This is a genomic window from Pseudomonas sp. SDO5522_S412, from assembly GCF_054071215.1.
Genome location: NZ_JBSVWQ010000018.1, coordinates 1 through 19,233, shown reverse-complemented (window position 1 = coordinate 19,233; position 19,233 = coordinate 1). Strand labels below are relative to the sequence as shown.

The 19,233-nt window shown below is 61.0% G+C and carries 14 protein-coding genes; 6 read left to right on the top strand and 8 right to left on the bottom strand.

The window, feature by feature from the left end; genetic code table 11:
- Positions 1-53: 53 nt before the first annotated feature.
- Both hrpA and aceK read right to left on the bottom strand, forming a co-directional pair.
- Positions 54-3,965: an ATP-dependent RNA helicase HrpA gene (gene hrpA / locus ACW9I6_RS06850; protein WP_134325915.1), complete on the bottom strand. Its 3,912-nt coding sequence runs from the start codon at positions 3,963-3,965 to the stop codon at positions 54-56.
- Between the two features lie 70 nt (positions 3,966-4,035).
- Positions 4,036-5,757: a bifunctional isocitrate dehydrogenase kinase/phosphatase gene (aceK, locus tag ACW9I6_RS06845; RefSeq protein ID WP_102368332.1), complete on the bottom strand. Its 1,722-nt coding sequence runs from the start codon at positions 5,755-5,757 to the stop codon at positions 4,036-4,038.
- Between the two features lie 411 nt (positions 5,758-6,168).
- Between aceK and ACW9I6_RS06840 the strand changes: the two genes are divergently transcribed.
- A complete protein-coding gene (locus ACW9I6_RS06840; RefSeq protein ID WP_177022939.1) occupies positions 6,169-7,794 on the top strand; it encodes a methyl-accepting chemotaxis protein in 1,626 nt (541 codons plus the stop codon).
- Positions 7,795-7,866: 72 nt separating this feature from the next.
- Entirely contained in the window at positions 7,867-8,763 is an 897-nt protein-coding gene (locus tag ACW9I6_RS06835; RefSeq protein ID WP_003210695.1) for a DMT family transporter, read from the top strand.
- Positions 8,764-8,794: 31 nt separating this feature from the next.
- Here the strand turns inward: ACW9I6_RS06835 and ACW9I6_RS06830 are convergent, their stop codons facing one another.
- The 3 genes from ACW9I6_RS06830 to cysK all read right to left on the bottom strand — a co-directional run bounded on the left by ACW9I6_RS06830 (position 8,795) and on the right by cysK (position 12,171).
- Positions 8,795-9,655, bottom strand: a complete 861-nt coding sequence (locus tag ACW9I6_RS06830; RefSeq protein ID WP_178903211.1) for a DMT family transporter — start codon at positions 9,653-9,655, stop codon at positions 8,795-8,797.
- A gap of 416 nt (positions 9,656-10,071) precedes the next feature.
- Complete coding sequence (locus ACW9I6_RS06825; protein WP_003210693.1) at positions 10,072-11,010, bottom strand: aspartyl/asparaginyl beta-hydroxylase domain-containing protein; 939 nt, start codon at positions 11,008-11,010, stop codon at positions 10,072-10,074.
- Between the two features lie 186 nt (positions 11,011-11,196).
- Positions 11,197-12,171, bottom strand: coding sequence for a cysteine synthase A (cysK, locus tag ACW9I6_RS06820; RefSeq protein WP_102368330.1), 975 nt, complete (start codon positions 12,169-12,171; stop codon positions 11,197-11,199).
- A 123-nt stretch (positions 12,172-12,294) separates the two neighbouring features.
- Between cysK and ACW9I6_RS06815 the strand changes: the two genes are divergently transcribed.
- The 3 genes from ACW9I6_RS06815 to ACW9I6_RS06805 all read left to right on the top strand — a co-directional run bounded on the left by ACW9I6_RS06815 (position 12,295) and on the right by ACW9I6_RS06805 (position 15,549).
- Positions 12,295-13,371, top strand: coding sequence for a DUF748 domain-containing protein (locus tag ACW9I6_RS06815; RefSeq protein WP_087692565.1), 1,077 nt, complete (start codon positions 12,295-12,297; stop codon positions 13,369-13,371).
- Positions 13,372-13,513: 142 nt separating this feature from the next.
- Positions 13,514-14,359 carry an AAA family ATPase gene (locus ACW9I6_RS06810; RefSeq protein ID WP_003210690.1) on the top strand — a complete coding sequence of 282 codons (846 nt, stop codon included), beginning with the start codon at positions 13,514-13,516 and terminating at the stop codon, positions 14,357-14,359.
- Positions 14,360-14,370: 11 nt separating this feature from the next.
- A complete protein-coding gene (locus tag ACW9I6_RS06805; protein ID WP_003210689.1) occupies positions 14,371-15,549 on the top strand; it encodes a vWA domain-containing protein in 1,179 nt (392 codons plus the stop codon).
- Positions 15,550-15,685: 136 nt separating this feature from the next.
- On the opposite strand, the gene ACW9I6_RS06800 is transcribed toward ACW9I6_RS06805, so the two are convergent.
- The 3 genes from ACW9I6_RS06800 to ACW9I6_RS06790 are packed head-to-tail and all read right to left on the bottom strand — an operon-like array spanning position 15,686 to position 18,050.
- On the bottom strand, positions 15,686-16,609 hold the full coding sequence (locus ACW9I6_RS06800; RefSeq protein WP_457339083.1) for a 5-oxoprolinase subunit C family protein: 924 nt from the start codon (positions 16,607-16,609) through the stop codon (positions 15,686-15,688).
- Positions 16,606-17,310, bottom strand: a complete 705-nt coding sequence (gene pxpB / locus ACW9I6_RS06795; RefSeq protein ID WP_003210687.1) for a 5-oxoprolinase subunit PxpB — start codon at positions 17,308-17,310, stop codon at positions 16,606-16,608. Before pxpB ends, ACW9I6_RS06800 begins: the two co-directional genes overlap by 4 nt.
- Positions 17,307-18,050: a 5-oxoprolinase subunit PxpA gene (locus ACW9I6_RS06790; protein ID WP_457339082.1), complete on the bottom strand. Its 744-nt coding sequence runs from the start codon at positions 18,048-18,050 to the stop codon at positions 17,307-17,309. Before ACW9I6_RS06790 ends, pxpB begins: the two co-directional genes overlap by 4 nt.
- Positions 18,051-18,226: 176 nt before the next feature.
- On the opposite strand from ACW9I6_RS06790, the gene ACW9I6_RS06785 reads away from it, so the two are divergent.
- On the top strand, positions 18,227-19,165 hold the full coding sequence (locus tag ACW9I6_RS06785) for a LysR family transcriptional regulator (protein ID WP_008437943.1): 939 nt from the start codon (positions 18,227-18,229) through the stop codon (positions 19,163-19,165).
- The last annotated feature ends 68 nt before the right edge of the window (positions 19,166-19,233 follow it).

Sequence of the window (19,233 nt, the reverse complement as noted above, 5' to 3'; positions counted from 1 at the left end):
TCCCTGTGGCGAGCGAGCTTGCTCGCTCGCCAGAGTTGCTTGCCGCACGTCGGTCACGCTTCGACCAGGCTCCATTGCTTGCTCAGGCGCTTGTCGGAAATCGGTACCTTGGTGCCCAACTGCTGGGCAAACAGCGAAACCCGGTATTCCTCCAGCCACCAGCGATACAGCTCCAGCTGAGGGTCGCGCTTGCCTTCCTGGGCGTGTTTGTTCAGGCGGTTCTGATACTGGCTCCACAAACCGCCCAACTCGGTACTCCAGACCCGGTCCTTCTGCACCTGGCTTGGCAATTTCTCCAGGCGCAGCTCGATGGCCTTGAGGAAGCGCGGCAGTTCCTTGAACCATTGCGCCGGAGTTTCCCGTACGAAGCCGGGGTACACCAGATTGCTCAGTTGCTGCTTGATATCATTCAGCGCCACCGCCTGGGCCAGGTCAATCTTGCCCTTGAAGCGTTTTTGCAGGCCATGCCACAGTTTCAAAATTTCGAGGGTCAGGCGCGCCTGGCGCTCGGCGTGCTCGGTCCAACTGCCACGCTTGCGCTCGGCCAGGGCGGCCAGGCCGGCGCCGTCCCGCGGCAGGCTGGCTTCGCCTTCCAGCACGCAACTGTCGAGGCTGGCCAACAGAATGTCTTCCACCAGGGCTTCGATACGCCCCAGCTCGCGGTACATCAACCCCAACTCGGTCAGGCCCGGCAATTTGCCCCGCAGGAACTTTGCCGGCTCGGCCAGTTGTTGCAGCAGCAGGCGCTGCAAGGCTCGACGGTGCTGGAACTCAGCCTCGGCAGCGGTAGAGAAACGCCCTTCCTTGACCGTGCCGTTTTCTTCGACCAAGGCCGGATACACCGTCATCGAAAGCCCGGCGATGTTTTGCTGGGTTTTCTCGGCCACCGCCGCAAACACCTTGGCCTCCACCGGCTGCTGGCTCTTCGCAGTCTGCGGCACCGCCAACGCAGCTTGGCTGGCCTCGGCGAAACGCGCGGTCAACTCGGCCAGGTCGCGGCCTTCACCGAGGAACTTGCCCTGGCCGTCGACCACTTCCAGGTTCATCTTCAGGTGGCTCTCCACCTGCTGCGCAGCCTCGGCCCAGGCTTCATCGCTGACCCGTGCCCCGGTCATGCGCAGCAGCTCACGCCCCAAGGCCTGAGGCAACGAGCCTTGGCCGAACTCGATACGTTGCAACGCCGCCTTGACGAAATCCGGCACCGGCACGAAGTTCTTGCGCAGGGCCTTGGGCAAGTTGCGCACCAGGGCAATGCACTTGGCCTCGATCACACCCGGCACCAGCCATTCCAGGCGCTCGGGTGGCAAGGCCGGCAACAACGGCGCCGGTACGCGCAGGGTCACACCGTCCCGTGGATGGTTGGGTTCGAAGTGATAACTCAAGGCCAGGGCCAGGTCGCCCAGGTGCAAGGTGTCGGGGTAATGGGCGGCGGTGACTTCACTGGCCTCGCGGGCCAGCACGTCTTCTTCGCGCATGATCAACAGCTGCGGGTCTTTCTGGCTGTTGACCTTGTACCAACTGTCGAAGGTCGCAGTCTGGTGGATCTCGGCGGGCAGGCGCGCATCGTAGAAGGCGTACAGCGTTTCCTCGTCCGCCAGGATATCGCGCCGGCGGGCCTTGGCTTCCAGTTCGTCAAGCTGCTCCAGCAATTGCTGGTTGGCCGTCAGGCAGCGGGCCCGGGACTGGATCTCGCCGCGCACCAGGCCTTCGCGGATAAACAGCTCGCGAGACGTCACCGGATCAATCGGCCCGTAATGCACCGGCCGGCGCCCGACGATGATCAACCCGAACAGGGTGATCTGCTCAAACGCCACCACCTGGCCGCGCTTCTTTTCCCAATGGGGTTCGAAGTGGTTTTTCTTGATCAGGTGCCCGGCCAACGGCTCGACCCAGTCGGCGTCGATCTTGGCCACCATCCGCGCGTACAGCTTGGTGGTTTCCACCAGCTCGGCGGTCATCAGCCATTGCGGACGCTTCTTGCCAATACCCGACGACGGGTGAATCCAGAAACGCCGCTGACGCGCGCCGAGGTAATCGCCCTCTTCGGTCTTCTGGCCAATCTGGCTGAGCAGGCCGGACAGCACCGCCTTGTGCAGTTTGGGGAAGTCCGCCGGTTCTTTGTTGACGGTCAACTGCATGTCGCGACAGATCAGGCTCAACTGGCGGTGGGAGTCACGCCATTCCCGCAGGCGCAGGTAGTTCAGGAAATTCTTGCGGCACCAATTGCGCAGCGGGCTGGCGGTCAATTCCTGGCGCTGCTCTTCAAAACCCCGCCACAGGTTCACCAACCCGGCGAAGTCCGAATCCGCGTCCTTCCATTGTGCGTGAGCCTGGTCGGCGGCTTGCTGGCGCTCCGGCGGACGCTCGCGCGGGTCCTGGATCGACATGGCGCTGGCGACGATCAGCACTTCCTGCAGGCTGCCAAGCTTGGCTGCCTCCAGCAACATGCGGCCCATGCGTGGGTCCACCGGCAGACGCGCCAACTGGCGGCCCATCGGTGTCAGCTGGCTGTTGCGGTCAACGGCGGACAACTCTTGCAGCAGGTTGAAACCGTCGCTGATGGCCTTGCCGTCCGGCGGCTCGATAAACGGGAAATCGGTGATCTCGCCCAGGCGCAGGTGCAGCATCTGCAGGATTACGGCCGCGAGGTTTGTGCGAAGAATCTCGGGGTCGGTAAATTCCGGGCGCCCAATAAAATCCTCTTCGCTGTACAAGCGCACGCAGATACCGGGTTCGACCCGCCCGCACCGGCCTTTACGCTGGTTGGCACTGGCCTGGGAAATCGCCTCGATCGGCAGTCGCTGCACCTTGGCCCGGTAGCTGTAGCGGCTGATGCGCGCGGTGCCGCTGTCGATCACATAACGAATGCCTGGCACGGTCAGCGAGGTTTCCGCGACGTTGGTCGCCAGCACCACACGCCGGCCTGGGTGCGACTGGAAGATCCGCTGCTGCTCCGCCGGCGACAGGCGCGCATACAGCGGCAGGATTTCAGTGTGCTTGAGCTGGGCCTTGCGCAGCATGTCGGCGGCGTCGCGAATCTCGCGCTCGCCGGGCAGGAACACCAGCACATCGCCGGGGCTCTTGCGCTCGCTGCGCTCGAAGGCGGCGATCTCATCGAGAGTGGCGAGAATCGCCTGGTCGACGGTCAGGTCGTCCTCGACGCGGTTGCCCTCCTCGTCCTGCTCCAGGGTCAGCGGGCGGTACCAGGTTTCCACCGGGAAAGTGCGGCCCGACACCTCGACAATCGGCGCATCGTCGAAGTGCTTGGAAAAGCGCTCCAGGTCGATGGTGGCCGAGGTGATGATGACCTTGAGATCCGGGCGACGCGGCAGCAGGGTTTTCAGATAACCCAGCAGGAAGTCGATGTTCAGGCTGCGTTCGTGGGCTTCGTCGACGATGATCGTGTCGTAGCGTTCGAGATAGCGGTCGTTCTGGGTTTCGGCCAGCAGGATGCCGTCGGTCATCAGCTTGATCAGGGTGTTGGAATCACTCTGGTCTTCAAACCGCACCTGATAACCCACCAGGGAACCCAGCGGCGTCGCCAACTCTTCCGCGACCCGGCTCGCCACGCTGCGCGCCGCAATCCGCCGCGGCTGGGTGTGGCCGATCAGGCCATATTGACCGCGGCCGATTTCCAGGCAGATTTTCGGCAACTGGGTGGTTTTACCCGAACCGGTCTCACCGGCAATGATCAGCACCTGATGCTTGAGCAACGCTTCCTTGATCTCGTCACGCTTGGCGGCGATCGGCAGGCTGTCGTCATAGCGAATCACCGGCAGGCTGGCGCGCCGCGCCGTCACCTGGGCGCAGGAGGCCTGCATCCGCGTCACCCACTGCGCAAGTTTTTCCTCATCGGGTTTCTTGCGCAGCTCAAGCAGCTGCCGCCGCAAGCGGTGGCGGTCGGCGAGCATGGCGTGATCGAGGTTTTTCAGCAGTTGGTCGATAGCGGGCGCTTGGTCAGTCATCAGGTACGCAAAGGTCGTCTATGTAGGCAGGGGGCGGATTGTCGCAGAAAAGCGCCGCCGCGCGCTCCCCTCATTCATTGTCCAGGCCCTTGCGCCGGTAAGGAAACACATCGATTACCTTGCCGGCGCGAATCGCCTCTTGCAGGCCTTTCCAGTAGTCGGCGTTGTACAACTCGCCGTGCAGTTCGTCGAACAGGCGGCGCTGGCCGGAATCAGCAAACAGGAATGGCGGAAACTCCTCGGGGAACACGTCCAGCGGACCGATGGAATACCAGGGCTCGGAGGCCATTTCATCTTCCGGGGTACGCGGCGCCGGGATGTGGCGGAAGTTGGCCTCGGTCAGGAAACAGATTTCGTCATAGTCGTAGAACACCACGCGACCGTGGCGGGTGACGCCAAAATTCTTCAGCAGCATGTCGCCCGGGAAAATATTCGCCGCCGCCAGTTGCTTGATCGCCAGGCCGTAGTCTTCCAGGGCTTCGCGCACCTGGGCTTCGTTGGCGTTTTCCAGGTAGAGGTTCAGCGGGGTCATGCGCCGCTCGGTCCAGCAGTGGCGGATCAGTACCGTATCGCCTTCGACTTCGACGGTACCGGCGGCGACTTCAAGCAGTTCGGCCAGGCATTCAGGCTCGAATTTGCTCAACGGAAAACGGAAGTCGGCGAACTCCTGGGTGTCGGCCATGCGCCCTACCCGGTCGACACTTTTCACCAACCGGTACTTCTCGATCACGGTGGCGCGGTTGACGTTTTTCGACGGTGAAAACCGGTCCTTGATGATCTTGAACACGGTATTGAAGCCCGGCAGGGTAAACACGCTCATGACCATGCCGCGCACGCCCGGCGCCATGATGAACTGGTCATCGGTGGTGGCAAGGTGGTTGATCAGCGCCCGGTAGAATTCGGATTTGCCGTGTTTGTAGAAGCCGATGGAGGTGTACAACTCGGCGATGTGCTTGCCCGGCAGGATGCGCTTGAGGAAGCCGATAAACTCCGCCGGCACCGGCACGTCCACCATGAAATAGGAGCGGGTGAACGAGAAGATGATCGACACATCGGCCTCGTCGGTGATCAGCGCGTCGATCTGGATGCCGCGCCCTTCCCGATGCAGCAGCGGGATCACCAGCGGCCACTGTTCGTCGCGGGTGTAGATGCGCCCGACGAGGTACGCGCCTTTGTTGCGGTACAGCACCGAGGAGAATAGTTCGACGTTGAGGTCCGGGTCCTTGCACACCCAGTCCGGCAGGTTTTCGCGCAATTGCGCCTCCAGGCGGCGCAGGTCGGCGGGCAAGTCGGCGTAGGGTTCGCTGAAACTGTAGTCGGCGAAAATCTGTTCCAGCATGCCTGCCAGCTTGCCGCCCGGCTTGTAGGTTCGGGTCTGCGCCGCCCGGGCGCGGCGTAGGCTCGGCCGGGTGGTGTGAATGAACATGCAGCCGTCGCTGATCAGGTCATGGCTGAACAGCCCGCAAAACGTCGAGTTGTACCAGGTCTCGGACAGCTCATCGTCAAACCGCAGGTCGATCAGGCTGATGTAGGCACTTTTCACCAGCGGCCAGTCGGCAATGTCGAGCAACACGGCTTCATCGAAAGCCGCCCGCAGCCGCGCCGTGACTTCGCTGACCTTCTCTTCGTAAAGATTGATGCGCGCAGCCGATGCCGCCTGCCCTTGCTGCCACTGCGCCTTTTCAAAGCGCTCCCGGGCGCCGTCGGTGATCTGGCGGAAGTGCTCGCGGTAGTCGTCGAAGCCGTCGAGGATCATCTGCGCAATGTCGAGGGCGGGCGTTGGCTGCGGCATTCGGGAAACCTCTGCGGGCATTTGGAGTGAGCTGAGCTTAGCCAGTGTGCGGGAACAGGAGAAGGATCATTTTTCATTCAGACTTGTACAAGATTGTTCATTTCGTACATTTATTTACTCTTTATTTAATTCGACTAACTGGTCAACAAAAAACCCGCGCGTCACCCTCCCCGCATTAAACGTTTCATCTATAGGCCTTGTGTGACGTGGCCTGCCTGTGCGAGCCGGGGTAAATAAGAGTCTTTGCTCTACTGCTCCGTTACTGGTGGCTTCTCGACCATTGGATCCAACGTAAGGGAAACCCTGACTACCCTAGCTAGTGGCACTTTGCTATATAGCGCGCCCTCTCCCACCTAACAAGGTCAGAAGACCGATCCGGGAACAGGTTCTAACCGCCAAAGGAGCATTGAGATGTCATTGAGGAATATGGGGATCGGCCTGCGCGCCAGTCTGAGTTTTGGGGTTTTGGCCAGCCTGTTGATCGTGGTCGGCCTGTTTGGTTTAGGCCAGATGGCCAAGCTGCGGGAAAGCGCACTGATCATCGAAGAGTCGTGGATGCCGAGTATTGAAAACATTCACGACAGCGCCGCCTACGTCGCCAGCATCCGTCTGGAAGCGTTGCGCTTGCTCACCACCGATGAGTCCCGGGTGCGTGACAACAGCAAAAACCTGATCACCCGCCAGCGTGGCGACCTTGAAGAACTGCTGAACCGTCACGAAACCCTGCTGAGCAACGAGCAGGAACGCGACCTGCTCAAACAGTTGAAAGCCAACGTTGCGAGCTATATGACGATCGTCGGCCAGATGATTCAACTGGTCGACCAGGACCAGCAGCAAAACGCCATGGACCTGCTCAACAGCCGCCTCGCCCCCCAAGGCATGGTCCTCAATAAAAGCCTGGAAGACATGATCACCTTCAACCAAAAAGGTGTGGAAGACGCCGCAACATCGGCGGCGCAGATGTACACCAGCGCCCAATGGGTGGTCGGCACCATCATCGTCACCGCCTTGATGGCAACTTTACTGCTGGCCTGGCTGCTGACCCGCAGCATCACCGCGCCCATTGGCCAGGCACTGACAGTGGCCCGCACCATCGCCTCCGGCGATCTGAGCCGGCCGATCGTCGTGGAGGGCAAGGATGAGCCGGCGCAACTGCTCACCGCGCTGGCCACCATGCAGGCCAACCTGCAGGAAACCATCCGTGGCATCAGCGAATCGTCGCAGCAGTTGGCCTCGGCGGCGGAAGAGATGAGTTCGGTAATGGAGCAGAGCACCCGCGGCCTGCAAGCGCAGAACGACGAGATCGAACAGGCTGCCACCGCCGTGACGCAGATGAGCGCGGCAGTCGATGAAGTGGCGGGCAATGCGGTGTCCAGCGCCGAAGCCTCCAAGGCCTCCGACGAAGACAGCAAGCACGGTCACTACCAGATCAGCGAAACCATCAGCTCGATCCAGAACCTGGTGGACGAAGTCCTCGGTGCCTCGACCAAGGCCGAGGGCCTGGCGGCACAGGCCCAGGACATCAGCAAGGTGCTTGAAGTGATTCGCGGGATTGCCGGGCAGACCAACCTGCTGGCACTCAACGCGGCGATTGAGGCGGCCCGCGCGGGCGAGGCCGGTCGTGGTTTTGCCGTGGTGGCTGACGAAGTGCGCTCCCTGGCACAACGCACCCAGGACTCCACCGAAGAAATCGAGCAGATGATCAACGGTATCCAGCAAGGCACCCAGGACACCGTCGGCGCCCTGAACAGCAGCGCCGAACACGCCGGCCAGACCTTGCAGCGAGCCAACAGCGCCGGCAGTGCACTGGAGAAAATCACGGCGGCGATCTCGCAGATCAGCCAGCGCAACCTGGTGATCGCCAGCGCCGCCGAGCAGCAAGCGTTGGTGGCTCGTGAGGTGGACCGCAGCCTGGTGAACATCCGGGACCTGTCGACGCAAACCGCCGCCGGTGCCACCCAGACCTCGGCGGCCAGCCAGGAACTGTCGCGGCTGGCGGTGGACCTCAATGGCTTGGTGACGCGTTTCGTGCTGTAAAACATGTATTAGCGATTGTGTCAGACAGGTCGGTGGGCAACACTTCCGCCCTTATCAAACTGGAGTTCCTCCGTGAGACCTGTCGACACCCTGCACCTGTTGGTGCTGGCCGCTATCTGGGGCGCGAGTTTTTTGTTCATGCGAATTATCGCGCCGGAAATCGGCACCCTTCCTACCGCGTTTTTCCGGGTGTCGATTGCCGCCACCGGCCTGCTGGTGATCCTCGCCATGATGCGGGTGAGTTGGGATTTCCAGGGCAAGTTCAAGACGGTCCTGTTGCTCGGGGTGATCAACTCGGGCATTCCCGCGACCATGTATTCAGTGGCGGCCCAAGTGCTGCCGGCCGGTTACTCGGCGATCTTCAATGCCACGACGCCACTGATGGGCGTGCTGATTGGCGGGTTGTTCTTCAGTGAGCGCCTCACGCCGTCGAAAATCGCCGGGGTATGCCTGGGCCTGTTCGGCGTTGGCATCCTGACCCGCGCCGGGCCGGTGGCCTTCGACATGGAATTGTTGATGGGTGCGCTGGCATGCCTGTTGGCGACCACCTGCTATGGCTTTGCCGGCTTTTTGGCACGCCGCTGGCTCGATCAACAGGGCGGGCTGGACAGTCGCCTGGCGGCCCTGGGCAGCATGCTCGGGGCCACGCTGTTCCTGCTTCCGCTGTTTGCCTGGAGTGCCATCAGCCATCCACCGGTCAGCTGGGGTGGCTGGCCTGTATGGTTGTCGCTGCTGGGGTTGGGGCTGGTATGCACGGCGTTTGCCTACATCCTGTACTTCCGCTTGCTGACGTCCATCGGCCCGGTGAAGTCGATGACCGTGACCTTCATGATTCCGCCATTCGGGGTATTGTGGGGCGCGTTGCTGCTGGATGAGCCGTTGTCCATGGCGCATCTGTATGGCGGGTTATTGATTGCGGGGGCGTTGTGGCTGGTGCTTCGGCCGGGGAAATTGGCCCGCAAGCTGTAGGAGCTTTTTGGCTCCTACAGCATTGGGTTTATCAGCCCTTACGGAACACAAAAGCCAATCCGACGATGATCAAGCCCATCCCCAGCAAGCTCAACATTGCCAGCTTGTTGCCGAAGATCAGGTAATCCATCACCGCCGTCACCGCGGGCACCAGATAGAACAAGCTGGTGACATTCACCAGGTTGCCCCGGGCAATCAGCCGGTACAGCAACAGCGTCGCCAGCAACGACACCACCAGCCCCATCCACAGCACCGGCACGAAAAAGCCGGTGTTGTGTTCAAAGTGGAACGGCTGGAACGGCACAAACACCGAGCACAACAGCAAGCCGGCCAGGTATTGCACAGGCAACGTGCCCAACGGGTTATCGGTGATGCGCTTCTGCATGATCGAACCAAAGGTCATGCTGGCCAGGGCCAACAGGCCAAAAAGCATGCCTGCCAGGGACATGCCGGACATCCCGATGCCCTGGTACACAACCATGATCAACCCCGCCAATCCCAGCGCGAGGCCGAACATCCGGCTCCAGGAGCGCCGGCGCTCCATCAACACCACGGTCAGGATCGGCTGCACGCCCATGATGGTTGCCATCATGCCGGGCGTGACTTTGAGGTCCAGGGCCAGCAGATAGAAAATCTGGTAGGCCCCCAACAGCACCAGCCCGGTAGCCGCCGCGTAAAGCATCGGCCTGCCGGGACGCGGCAACTTCAGCTTGAGGATCGGTACCAGTATCACCAACCCCGCCAGGGCGATGGCGAAACGGATCAGCAGAAACGCAAAGGGTGAAGCGTGGGCCAGGCCCCATTTGGAGAAAATCGCCCCGCTGCTCCACAGCAAGACAAACAGGCTCGTCGAGGCCGCCGCGGCCACGGATTGTTTCGAAAGAACAGACATGGATACCACCTGTGATCAGGCAAAAAGCCAACTCAGCAACAGCTGAAATTCAGTAGGTTTTTTCAGGCGGGCACAGGGGAACAGCCATCAGCTGATCAGCCCGAAATGCCAACACCCGGCGGTGATACGACTGCGTACACCGGCGTGCTACTGACAGGTGGGGGGTAGTGACTGATCTGCGCAGGCTGCTGGCTCCCGCACGGCACGACCGCAGCGTTGACCGCTGAATCGACTACCGCTATGCGCAGGGAAGCTGGCATGTGCTGATCTTTTATGAAGGGATGAACAAGGTGTCTTGAAACACCTGCGGCCGACTATAACCAGCTGGGGACATGCTTTGCAATAACTTCGCCCGCACAAATCCAGCGCATAAAAAAACCGCTCATCGGAGCGGTTTTTTCGTGCCTGCAAAAGTCTTAACCAAACAACCAATACCCCAGCGCCGTCAGCACCACCACCGCCAGCACTGGCCGCAGGATGCGATAAGCCTTCGGATGCTTGCGCTTCCACTGCTTGACCACGCCACTGAAGCTGTCGCTGAAGCGCTTGCTCCAGGCATACGCCTGGTTGATCCCGCCAACGCGTTCGTCATCCAGGTTCTGCGGCGCGGTGGCGCGCCCCAGTTGCGCGCTGACCCAACGGTTGATGCGGGTCATCAGGCGGTTGCTCAGCGGGCGTTCGATGTCGCAGAACAGGATCACCCGGGTGTGCTCGGTTTCGTTCTTCACCCAGTGCACGTAGGTCTCGTCGAACATTACATCTTCACCGTCGCGCCAGGCGTACACCTGGCCGTCGACGAAAATACGGCAGTCGTCGGAGTTCGGCGTGGACAGCCCCAGGTGATAACGCAGGGAACCGGCAAACGGGTCGCGATGCGGGTTGAGGTGGCTGCCACCTGGCAACAGGGCGAACATCGCGCCCTTGACGTTGGGAATGCTGCTGACCAGGGCCACGGTTTTCGGGCACAGCAGTTCAGCCGACGGCAACGGTTTGTCGTACCACTTGAGGTAGAAACGCTTCCAGCCCTTCTTGAAGAACGAGCCGAAACCGGCGTCGTTGTTCTTCTCCGCGGCGCGGATGTAGCCCTCGTCGAACAGGTGCATGGCCTCTTCGCGAATCACTTCCCAGTTGTCCTTGAGCACGTCCAGCTCCGGGAACTTGCTGCGGTCCAGGTACGGCTTGGACGGCACGGCGGAGAAGATGTACATCAAGGCGTTGTACGGGGCGAACAGCGCTGAATGGTTGACGAACTGACGCAACATCGGCAAACGGGCCTTGCCACGCAAATGCACATACAGCGTGCTGCCGATAAACAGCAGCAACACCGACAGTTTGGCGGCCAAAGAAAAGGTCATGCAGCAACTCCTGGAAATAGGCGTCTGGCCATTAGCCTCCCGTTACGGGGAAACCAGACGTAGCAGCCGGCCATGATAAACACTCCGGGCCTCGGGAAAAACCCGCGCACTCCAACAATCAGCATCTAGCGGTGCGCGATAACGGGCCAATTATGCATAAGGGCCACGCCATCGCGCTGATTTGAATCAAGCCTGGTTTTCCTGATCGGTGAACAAATCGGCGAACAGCATGCTCGACAGGTAGCGTTCACCGGAGTCCGGCAGCACCACGACGATGGTCTTGCCCTGCATTTCCGGCTTCTCTGCCAGTCGCACCGCCACGGCCATCGCCGCGCCGCAGGAGATACCACACAGAATCCCCTCCTCCTGCATCAGGCGCAACGCCATGGCCTTGGATTCTTCGTCGCTGACCAGTTCGACCCGGTCGACCATCGACAGGTCGAGGTTCTTCGGCACAAAACCGGCGCCGATACCCTGGATCTTGTGGGGGCTGGGCTTGATCTCTTCACCGGCCAGCGCCTGGGTAATCACCGGCGAACTGATCGGCTCCACCGCCACCGACAGGATCGGCTTGCCCTGGATGTTCTTGATATAGCGCGACACCCCGGTGATGGTGCCGCCAGTGCCCACGCCCGCTACCAGCACGTCCACCGCGCCATCAGTGTCATTCCAGATTTCCGGACCGGTGGTTTTCTCGTGGATCGCCGGGTTGGCCGGGTTTTCGAACTGGGCCGGCATAAAGTACCTGGCCGGGTCGCTGGCAAGGATTTCGCCGGCTTTTTCAATCGCGCCCTTCATGCCCTTGGCCGGCTCGGTCAACACCAGTTCGGCGCCGAGGGCCTTGAGCACCTTGCGGCGCTCGATGCTCATGGAGGCGGGCATGGTCAGCAACAGCTTGTAACCACGGGCGGCGGCGACAAATGCCAGGCCGATCCCGGTGTTGCCGGAAGTTGGCTCGACAATGGTCATGCCCGGCTTGAGTTTGCCGCTGCCTTCGGCATCCCAGATCATGTTTGCGCCAATCCGGCACTTCACCGAATACCCCGGGTTACGCCCTTCGATCTTGGCCAGGATAGTCACGCCACGCGGCGCGATACGGTTGATCTGAACCAGGGGCGTGTTACCGATGGAGTGCGCGTTGTCTGCAAAAATGCGGCTCATGACGGGTCCTTAAGGCAATTTCAGGAAGGCCCCAAGGGTATGCCTCGTGTTGCAAGGCGTCCAGTCAAGCGAACGTCCGGCGGCGCCAGCAGTCAATCGCCTACACGGATGGAGAATTTTCCTATGAAACGTCGCTACAGTTGGCCGCTCTGGACCCTCGTCGGGGTCGTGGTACTGCTGGTCGTCCTGGATATCGCCCTGCCCTATCTGGTGCGCAATTACCTGAATGACAAACTCGCCGACATGGGCGATTACCGCGGCCAGGTCACCGATGTCGACCTCGCACTGTGGCGCGGCGCCTATCGGATCAACGGCTTGCAGATCGTCAAGGTCGACGGCAAGGTGCCGGTACCGTTCGTCAAGGCGCCCGTGATCGACCTGTCGGTCAGCTGGCATTCGCTGTGGTACGACCACGCGGTGGTGGCCGAGGCACAGTTCATCAAGCCGGAGCTGAACTTCGTCGACGGCGGCACCAACAAACAGGCGTCCCAGACCGGTCAGGGCACCGACTGGCGGGCCCAACTGAGCAAACTGTTGCCGATCACCCTCAACGAGGTACGCATCGACGACGGAAAGATCGCGTTCCATAACTTCAGTTCGAAACCGCCGGTCAATATGTACGCGACCCAGGTCAACGCCAGCTTCTACAACCTGACCAACGTGGTGGATGTCAAAGGCCAGCGCGACGCGCGCTTCGACGGCAAGGCGCTGTTCCTGGGCCAGGCACCGCTGGAAGCCACCGCCACGTTCGACCCCTTGAGCAATTTCGAAAACTTCGAATTCCGCTTCCGGGCCCGGGATATCGAACTCAAGCGCATGAATGACTTCGCCTCGGCCTACGGCAAGTTCGACTTCAATGCCGGCACCGGCGACCTGGTGGTGGAAGCCCAGGCCGAAAAAGGCCAGTTGACCGGCTACATCAAGCCTTTGCTGCGCAATGTCGAAGTGTTCAACTGGCAGCAGGATGTCGAGAACAAGGACAAGGGCATCTTTCGGTCGATCTGGGAGGCGGTGGTTGGCGTCAGCGAAACCGTGCTGAAGAACCAGCAGAAAAACCAGTTCGCCACCCGCGTGGAGCTCAGCGGCAACGTGCACCAGCAAGATATCAGCGCGTTCCAGGCGTTTTTGCAGATTTTGCGCAATGGTTTTGTCCAGGCCTTCAACGCCCGCTATGAACAACCCAAGCCCTCGACAGATTGATCTTCAACGTGACTGCCCATTCAGAGACTGAATAGCCCGTCTGCGTTCACAGTCGCCGGGGCTGCGCGGTATAGTCGGGCCAAGCTGATTACTCGCCCGCTTCGGTCCTGCACCGTTCGGCGTCACGTTCGAGGATTGATAGATGAAGTTCGAAGGCACCCAGGCCTACGTTGCCACCGATGACCTGAAACTGGCCGTCAACGCCGCCATCACATTGGAGCGGCCACTGCTGGTCAAGGGCGAACCGGGCACCGGCAAGACCATGCTCGCCGAGCAACTGGCCGAATCCTTTGGCGCCAAGCTGATCACCTGGCACATCAAGTCCACCACCAAGGCGCACCAGGGCCTGTACGAGTACGACGCGGTGAGCCGCCTGCGGGACTCGCAGCTGGGCGTGGACAAGGTGCACGACGTACGCAACTACCTGAAAAAGGGCAAGCTCTGGGAAGCCTTCGAGTCCGAGGAGCGGGTCATCCTGCTGATCGACGAAATCGACAAGGCCGACATCGAGTTCCCCAACGACCTGCTGCAAGAACTCGACAAGATGGAGTTCTACGTCTACGAAATCGACGAGACCATCAAGGCCAAGAAGCGCCCGATCATCATCATTACCTCCAACAACGAAAAAGAGCTGCCGGACGCGTTCCTGCGCCGCTGCTTCTTCCACTACATCGCCTTCCCGGACCGCACCACCCTGCAAAAGATCGTCGACGTGCACTACCCGGACATCAAGAAAGACCTGGTCAGCGAAGCCCTCGACGTATTCTTTGACGTGCGAAAAGTACCGGGCCTGAAGAAAAAACCGTCCACCTCCGAACTGGTGGACTGGCTGAAACTGCTGATGGCCGACAACATCGGCGAAGCGGTACTGCGCGAGCGCGACCCCACCAAGGCCATCCCGCCCCTGGCCGGTGCCCTGGTGAAGAACGAGCAGGACGTGCAGTTGCTGGAACGCCTGGCGTTCATGAGCCGTCGCGGTAACCGATAAGGGCGATTGCCATGCTGCTCAACCTGTTCAATGAAATGCGTGCAGCCAAGGTGCCGGTGTCGGTGCGTGAGCTGCTGGACCTGATCAACGCGCTGAAACAGCGCGTGACCTTCGCCGACATGGACGAGTTCTACTACCTGGCCCGGGCGATCCTGGTGAAGGACGAACGGCATTTCGACAAGTTCGACCGGGCCTTCGGCGCCTACTTCAATGGCCTGGAAAAACTCGATGATCACCTGCAGGCGCTGATCCCCGAAGACTGGCTGCGCAAGGAATTCGAACGCTCGCTGACCGACGAAGAGCGCGCACAGATCCAGTCCCTCGGCGGCCTCGACAAGCTCATCGAAGAATTCAAGAAACGTCTCGAAGAACAGAAAGAACGCCACGCCGGCGGCAACAAGTGGATCGGCACCGGCGGTACCAGCCCCTTCGGCTCCGGCGGCTTCAACCCCGAAGGCATTCGCGTGGGGGATGCCGGCAAGCGCCAGGGCAAGGCGGTCAAGGTCTGGGACCAGCGCGAGTACAAGAACCTCGATGATTCGGTGGAACTGGGCACGCGCAACATCAAGATCGCCCTGCGCCGCCTGCGCAAGTTCGCACGCCAGGGTGCGGCGGAAGAGCTCGACATTGACGGCACCATCGACCATACGGCCCGCGATGCCGGGCTGCTGAATATCCAGATGCGCCCGGAGCGGCGCAACACCATCAAGCTGTTGCTGCTGTTCGACATCGGCGGCTCGATGGATGCCCATGTGAAGACTTGCGAAGAGTTGTTCTCGGCGTGCAAGACCGAGTTCAAGCACCTGGAGTATTTCTACTTCCACAATTTCATTTATGAATCGGTGTGGAAGAACAACATGCGCCGGGGCTCGGAACGCACCTCGACCCAGGATTTGCTGCACAAGTACGGTGCCGACTACAAAGTGATCTTTATCGGCGATGCGGCCATGGCGCCGTATGAAATCACCCAGGCCGGCGGCAGCGTCGAACACTGGAATGAAGAGCCCGGGTATGTGTGGATGCAGCGGTTCATGGAGAAGTACAAGAAGCTGATCTGGATTAATCCGTACCCGAAAGATACCTGGGGCTATACGGCGTCCACCGGGATTGTCCGGGATTTGATCGAGGACCAGATGTTTCCGTTGACGTTGCGCGGGCTTGAGGAAGGGATGCGCTTTTTGTCGAAGTAAGTTGTTTCCCAGACAACCACGATCAAATGTGGGAGCGGTCTTGCGCGCGAAAGCGCAGTGTCAGTCACCGAATATATTGGCTGATACACCGCCTTCGCGAGCAAGCCCGCTCCCACATTTTGTCCTGCGGCGGTCTTTAGTTTCTGGCAAGGTACTGCAAATACTCCACTTGCTGGCGATGCGCCGTCTCCTGCACCACCGGCGCCAACCTCACCTTCTCCCCCGGCAAGCACTGCGCCAGCCGCGCCAACGCCAATGGCGTCAACGCGCCCAATCGTGGGTAGCCGCCAATGGTCTGCCGGTCATTGAGCAACACAATCGGCTGCCCATCCGGCGGCACCTGGATCGCCCCCAGCGGGATGCCTTCCGAGATCAGCGACGGCCCCTGATACTCCAGCGGCGTGCCAAGCAAGCGCATGCCCATGCGGTCGGCACGGCTGTCGAGGGTCCACTCGCTGTTGAACACATCAAACAGACTCTGCCCGCCAAACTGACCGATCTGCGCCCCGAGGATCACCTCCAGTGGCGCCTTGAAATCCAGCTTCGGCAATTGCCCGGCGGACAACACCTGCATCGCACCGCCCACGCCCGAATAGGTCAATTGCGCACCTTCGGCCAGTGACCGGCCAAAGCCATCCAGCCCGCCCAGTTCTTCACGGCCCACCGTGGCGCAGCTGCCCAGCACCTGCGGCGCATCAAACCCGCCCGGCGCTGCCAGGTAAGCCCGCGCACCGCTGAAAGGCTGGGTAAAACGCAAGCGCTGGCCCTTTTGCAGAATAAAGCTGCGCCCCGGGCTGATCGCGCGCTCGTCGACATACGCGCCCAAGTCCGCCCCGGCCAGCGCCAGCAGGCAATAGGCCTCGGCCTGCACGGTGAAGCCACCCAAGGTGATTTCCACCACCGGCGCATCCAGGGCATTGCCCAGCAACCAATTGGCCCACGACATCGACACCCAATCCAGCGCGCCGCCCTGGGTCACGCCCAAATGCCTGACGCCAAAACGTCCGGCGTCCTGCAACAGGCACAGCGGCGTGCTGGCCTCGATCAACAAGCGGCTCATGCCTGGGCCTCCAACGGTGTGTCATCGCCACCCAGGTTGATGAATTCGCGATGGCTGACCGCTTCGTAACGCACGGTGTCCCCCGGCTGCATCAGACTGTAGCCGTCGCGTTCGCGGTCAAACAACTTGGCCGGTGTGCGGCCGATCAGGTTCCAGCCACCTGGCGAGACCACCGGATAAGCCGCCGTCTGCCGCTCGGCGATGCCCACGCTGCCCGCCGCCACCCGCTTGCGCGGGGTGTTGAGCCGCGGTGTCGCGAGCTGTTCATCCACCAGCCCCATAAAGGCAAACCCCGGGGCGAAGCCCAAGGCGAATACCTGGTACTCATGCTGGCTGTGACGGCGAATCACCTCCTCCACTGCCAGGCCACTGCGCTGCGCCAGCAACGCCAACTCCGGGCCGACACTCAGGTCATACCAGACCGGCAACACATGGCATCGCCCGCTGCCCTTGGGTTCGGGCTGCAATTCCTTGAGCGCCTGGTCGATCAACGCCCGTGCCTGGCCAGGGTCCAGCGCCAGCAGGTCGTAGTGCACCATCAGGGTCGTGTAGGACGGCACCAGGTCCACCAGCGCCGGGCCAAAACCTTCGCGCAAACGGCGGGTGGCGGCGAGCATCCAGGGCATGTTGTCTTCGGCGATCACCTCAAACAGGCGCACCATCAGGCAGTCGATGGCCACCACTTCAATCCGTGGCTTCATGCTGGGGTCAACGCCTCGCGGATGCGCTGCACGGCAGCCACTGAGCTGGCGTTATCGCCATGCACGCACAAGGTATTGGCTTGCAGGTGCAACGGACTGCCATCACTGGCGACCAACTGGTCTCCCCGGGCGATGATCAAGGCCTGCTGGATGATCTTTTCCGGGTCATGATGCACCGCGCCCGGCAACTGGCGGGAGACCAGATGGCCGGCGCTGTCGTAGGCACGGTCGGCAAAGGCTTCGAACCACAGGGTCACGCCATATTCGTCACCCAGGGCCTGGGCGGCGCTGTTGTCACGGGTGGCCATCAGCATCAATGGCAGGCTGGCGTCGTAGGCCGCCACGGCCTGGATCACCGCTCGCAATTGCGCAGGCTTGGCCATCATGTCGTTGTACATCGCGCCATGGGGTTTGACGTAGCTGACCCGCCCGCCCTGGGCCCGGCAAATACCGTCGAGGGCGCCGACCTGGTAGTGCAACAGGTCCTGGATTTCCTGCGGGGTGTAGGCCATGGAGCGGCGGCCGAAACCCTGCAGGTCCTGGTACGCCGGGTGCGCGCCCACCTGCACGCCATGCTCGAAGGCCAGGCTGACGGTCTTGCGCATGATGCTCGGGTCGCCGGCGTGGAAACCGCAGGCTACGTTGGCGCAATCAATGAACGGCATGACTTCGGCGTCCAGACCCAAGGTCCAGTTGCCAAAGCTTTCGCCGATGTCGCAGTTCAATAGCAGGCGGCTCACGGTAGGGCTCCTGTAGGCTTTATTTTTTTGTAGTGTGGGATCTTTTACCAAGATCTCGCAACGATGTTGTCCCGAGCCCCAACGACGCTTATCGTGAGACAGCTCGATTTTTGGCGGTTGCGGCACGCTGCGTCCAACTAATAAAAAACAATCCATGCATAAGAAAAGTTGATCCCATGAATTTGAAGTTCCTCGAAACCTTCGTCTGGGTGGCCAAGCTCAAGAGCTTTCGCCTCACGGCAGAGAAGCTGTTCACTACCCAGGCCTCGATCTCCAGCCGCATCGCCGTGCTGGAAAGCGAGTTGGGGGTGAAGCTGTTCCTGCGCGATTCCCGAGGTGTGAGCCTGACGCCGGAAGGCTTGAAGGTGCTCGATTATGCCGAGCAGATGATGGCGACCATGCAAGGGCTCAAGCAGTCCCTGGAAACCACCAGCAGCAAGGTCGGGCGTATCCGCATCGGAGTGATGGACACGGTGATTCACACTTGGCTGAGCGCGCTGGTGGCAGAACTGACGGACAACTTTCCGCGGGTAGAAATCGAGTTGGTCGCCGATACCGCGCTGAACCTCAGCGATCAGTTGCAAAAAGGCTTTCTCGACCTGATCCTGCAAACCGACCTGCTGCGCCAGGAAACCTTGCGCAGCCTGGAACTGGCCAGCCACCCCATGGGCTGGATCGTCGCCAGCCACTCGATCTACAACCGCGACTACGCGTCCCTCGCCGAACTGGCCCAGGAGCGCATCATCACCTACTCGAAAAACTCCTGTCCGCACCAGGACGTGCTCAGCCTGATGCAGGCTAACGGCGTATCCGCCCCACGGATGAACTGTGTGAACTCGGTGTCAGCGATCACCCGCCTGCTGCGGGACGGGTTCGGGATTGGTGCGTTCCCGCCCGTATTGGTCAGTGAAGAGCTGGCACGAGGTGAATTGACCATGCTGCCCATGGAACAACGGCCGCCGAACCTGCAGGTGGTGGTGTCGTGGCGAGTGGGCGTGGAGTTGGTGGAGGAGATTGTGGCGCTGTGCCAGAGCGTGGTGCAGCAGTATGCGCAGAAGGTGGGCGAGGACTTGATGGTGTTGAGCAAACCCATGCCACTGAAGGAACCGATTTAAAACTGTGGGAGCGGGCTTGCGCGCGAATGCGGTGTGCCAGCCACCCCATATGTCACTGACGCACCGCA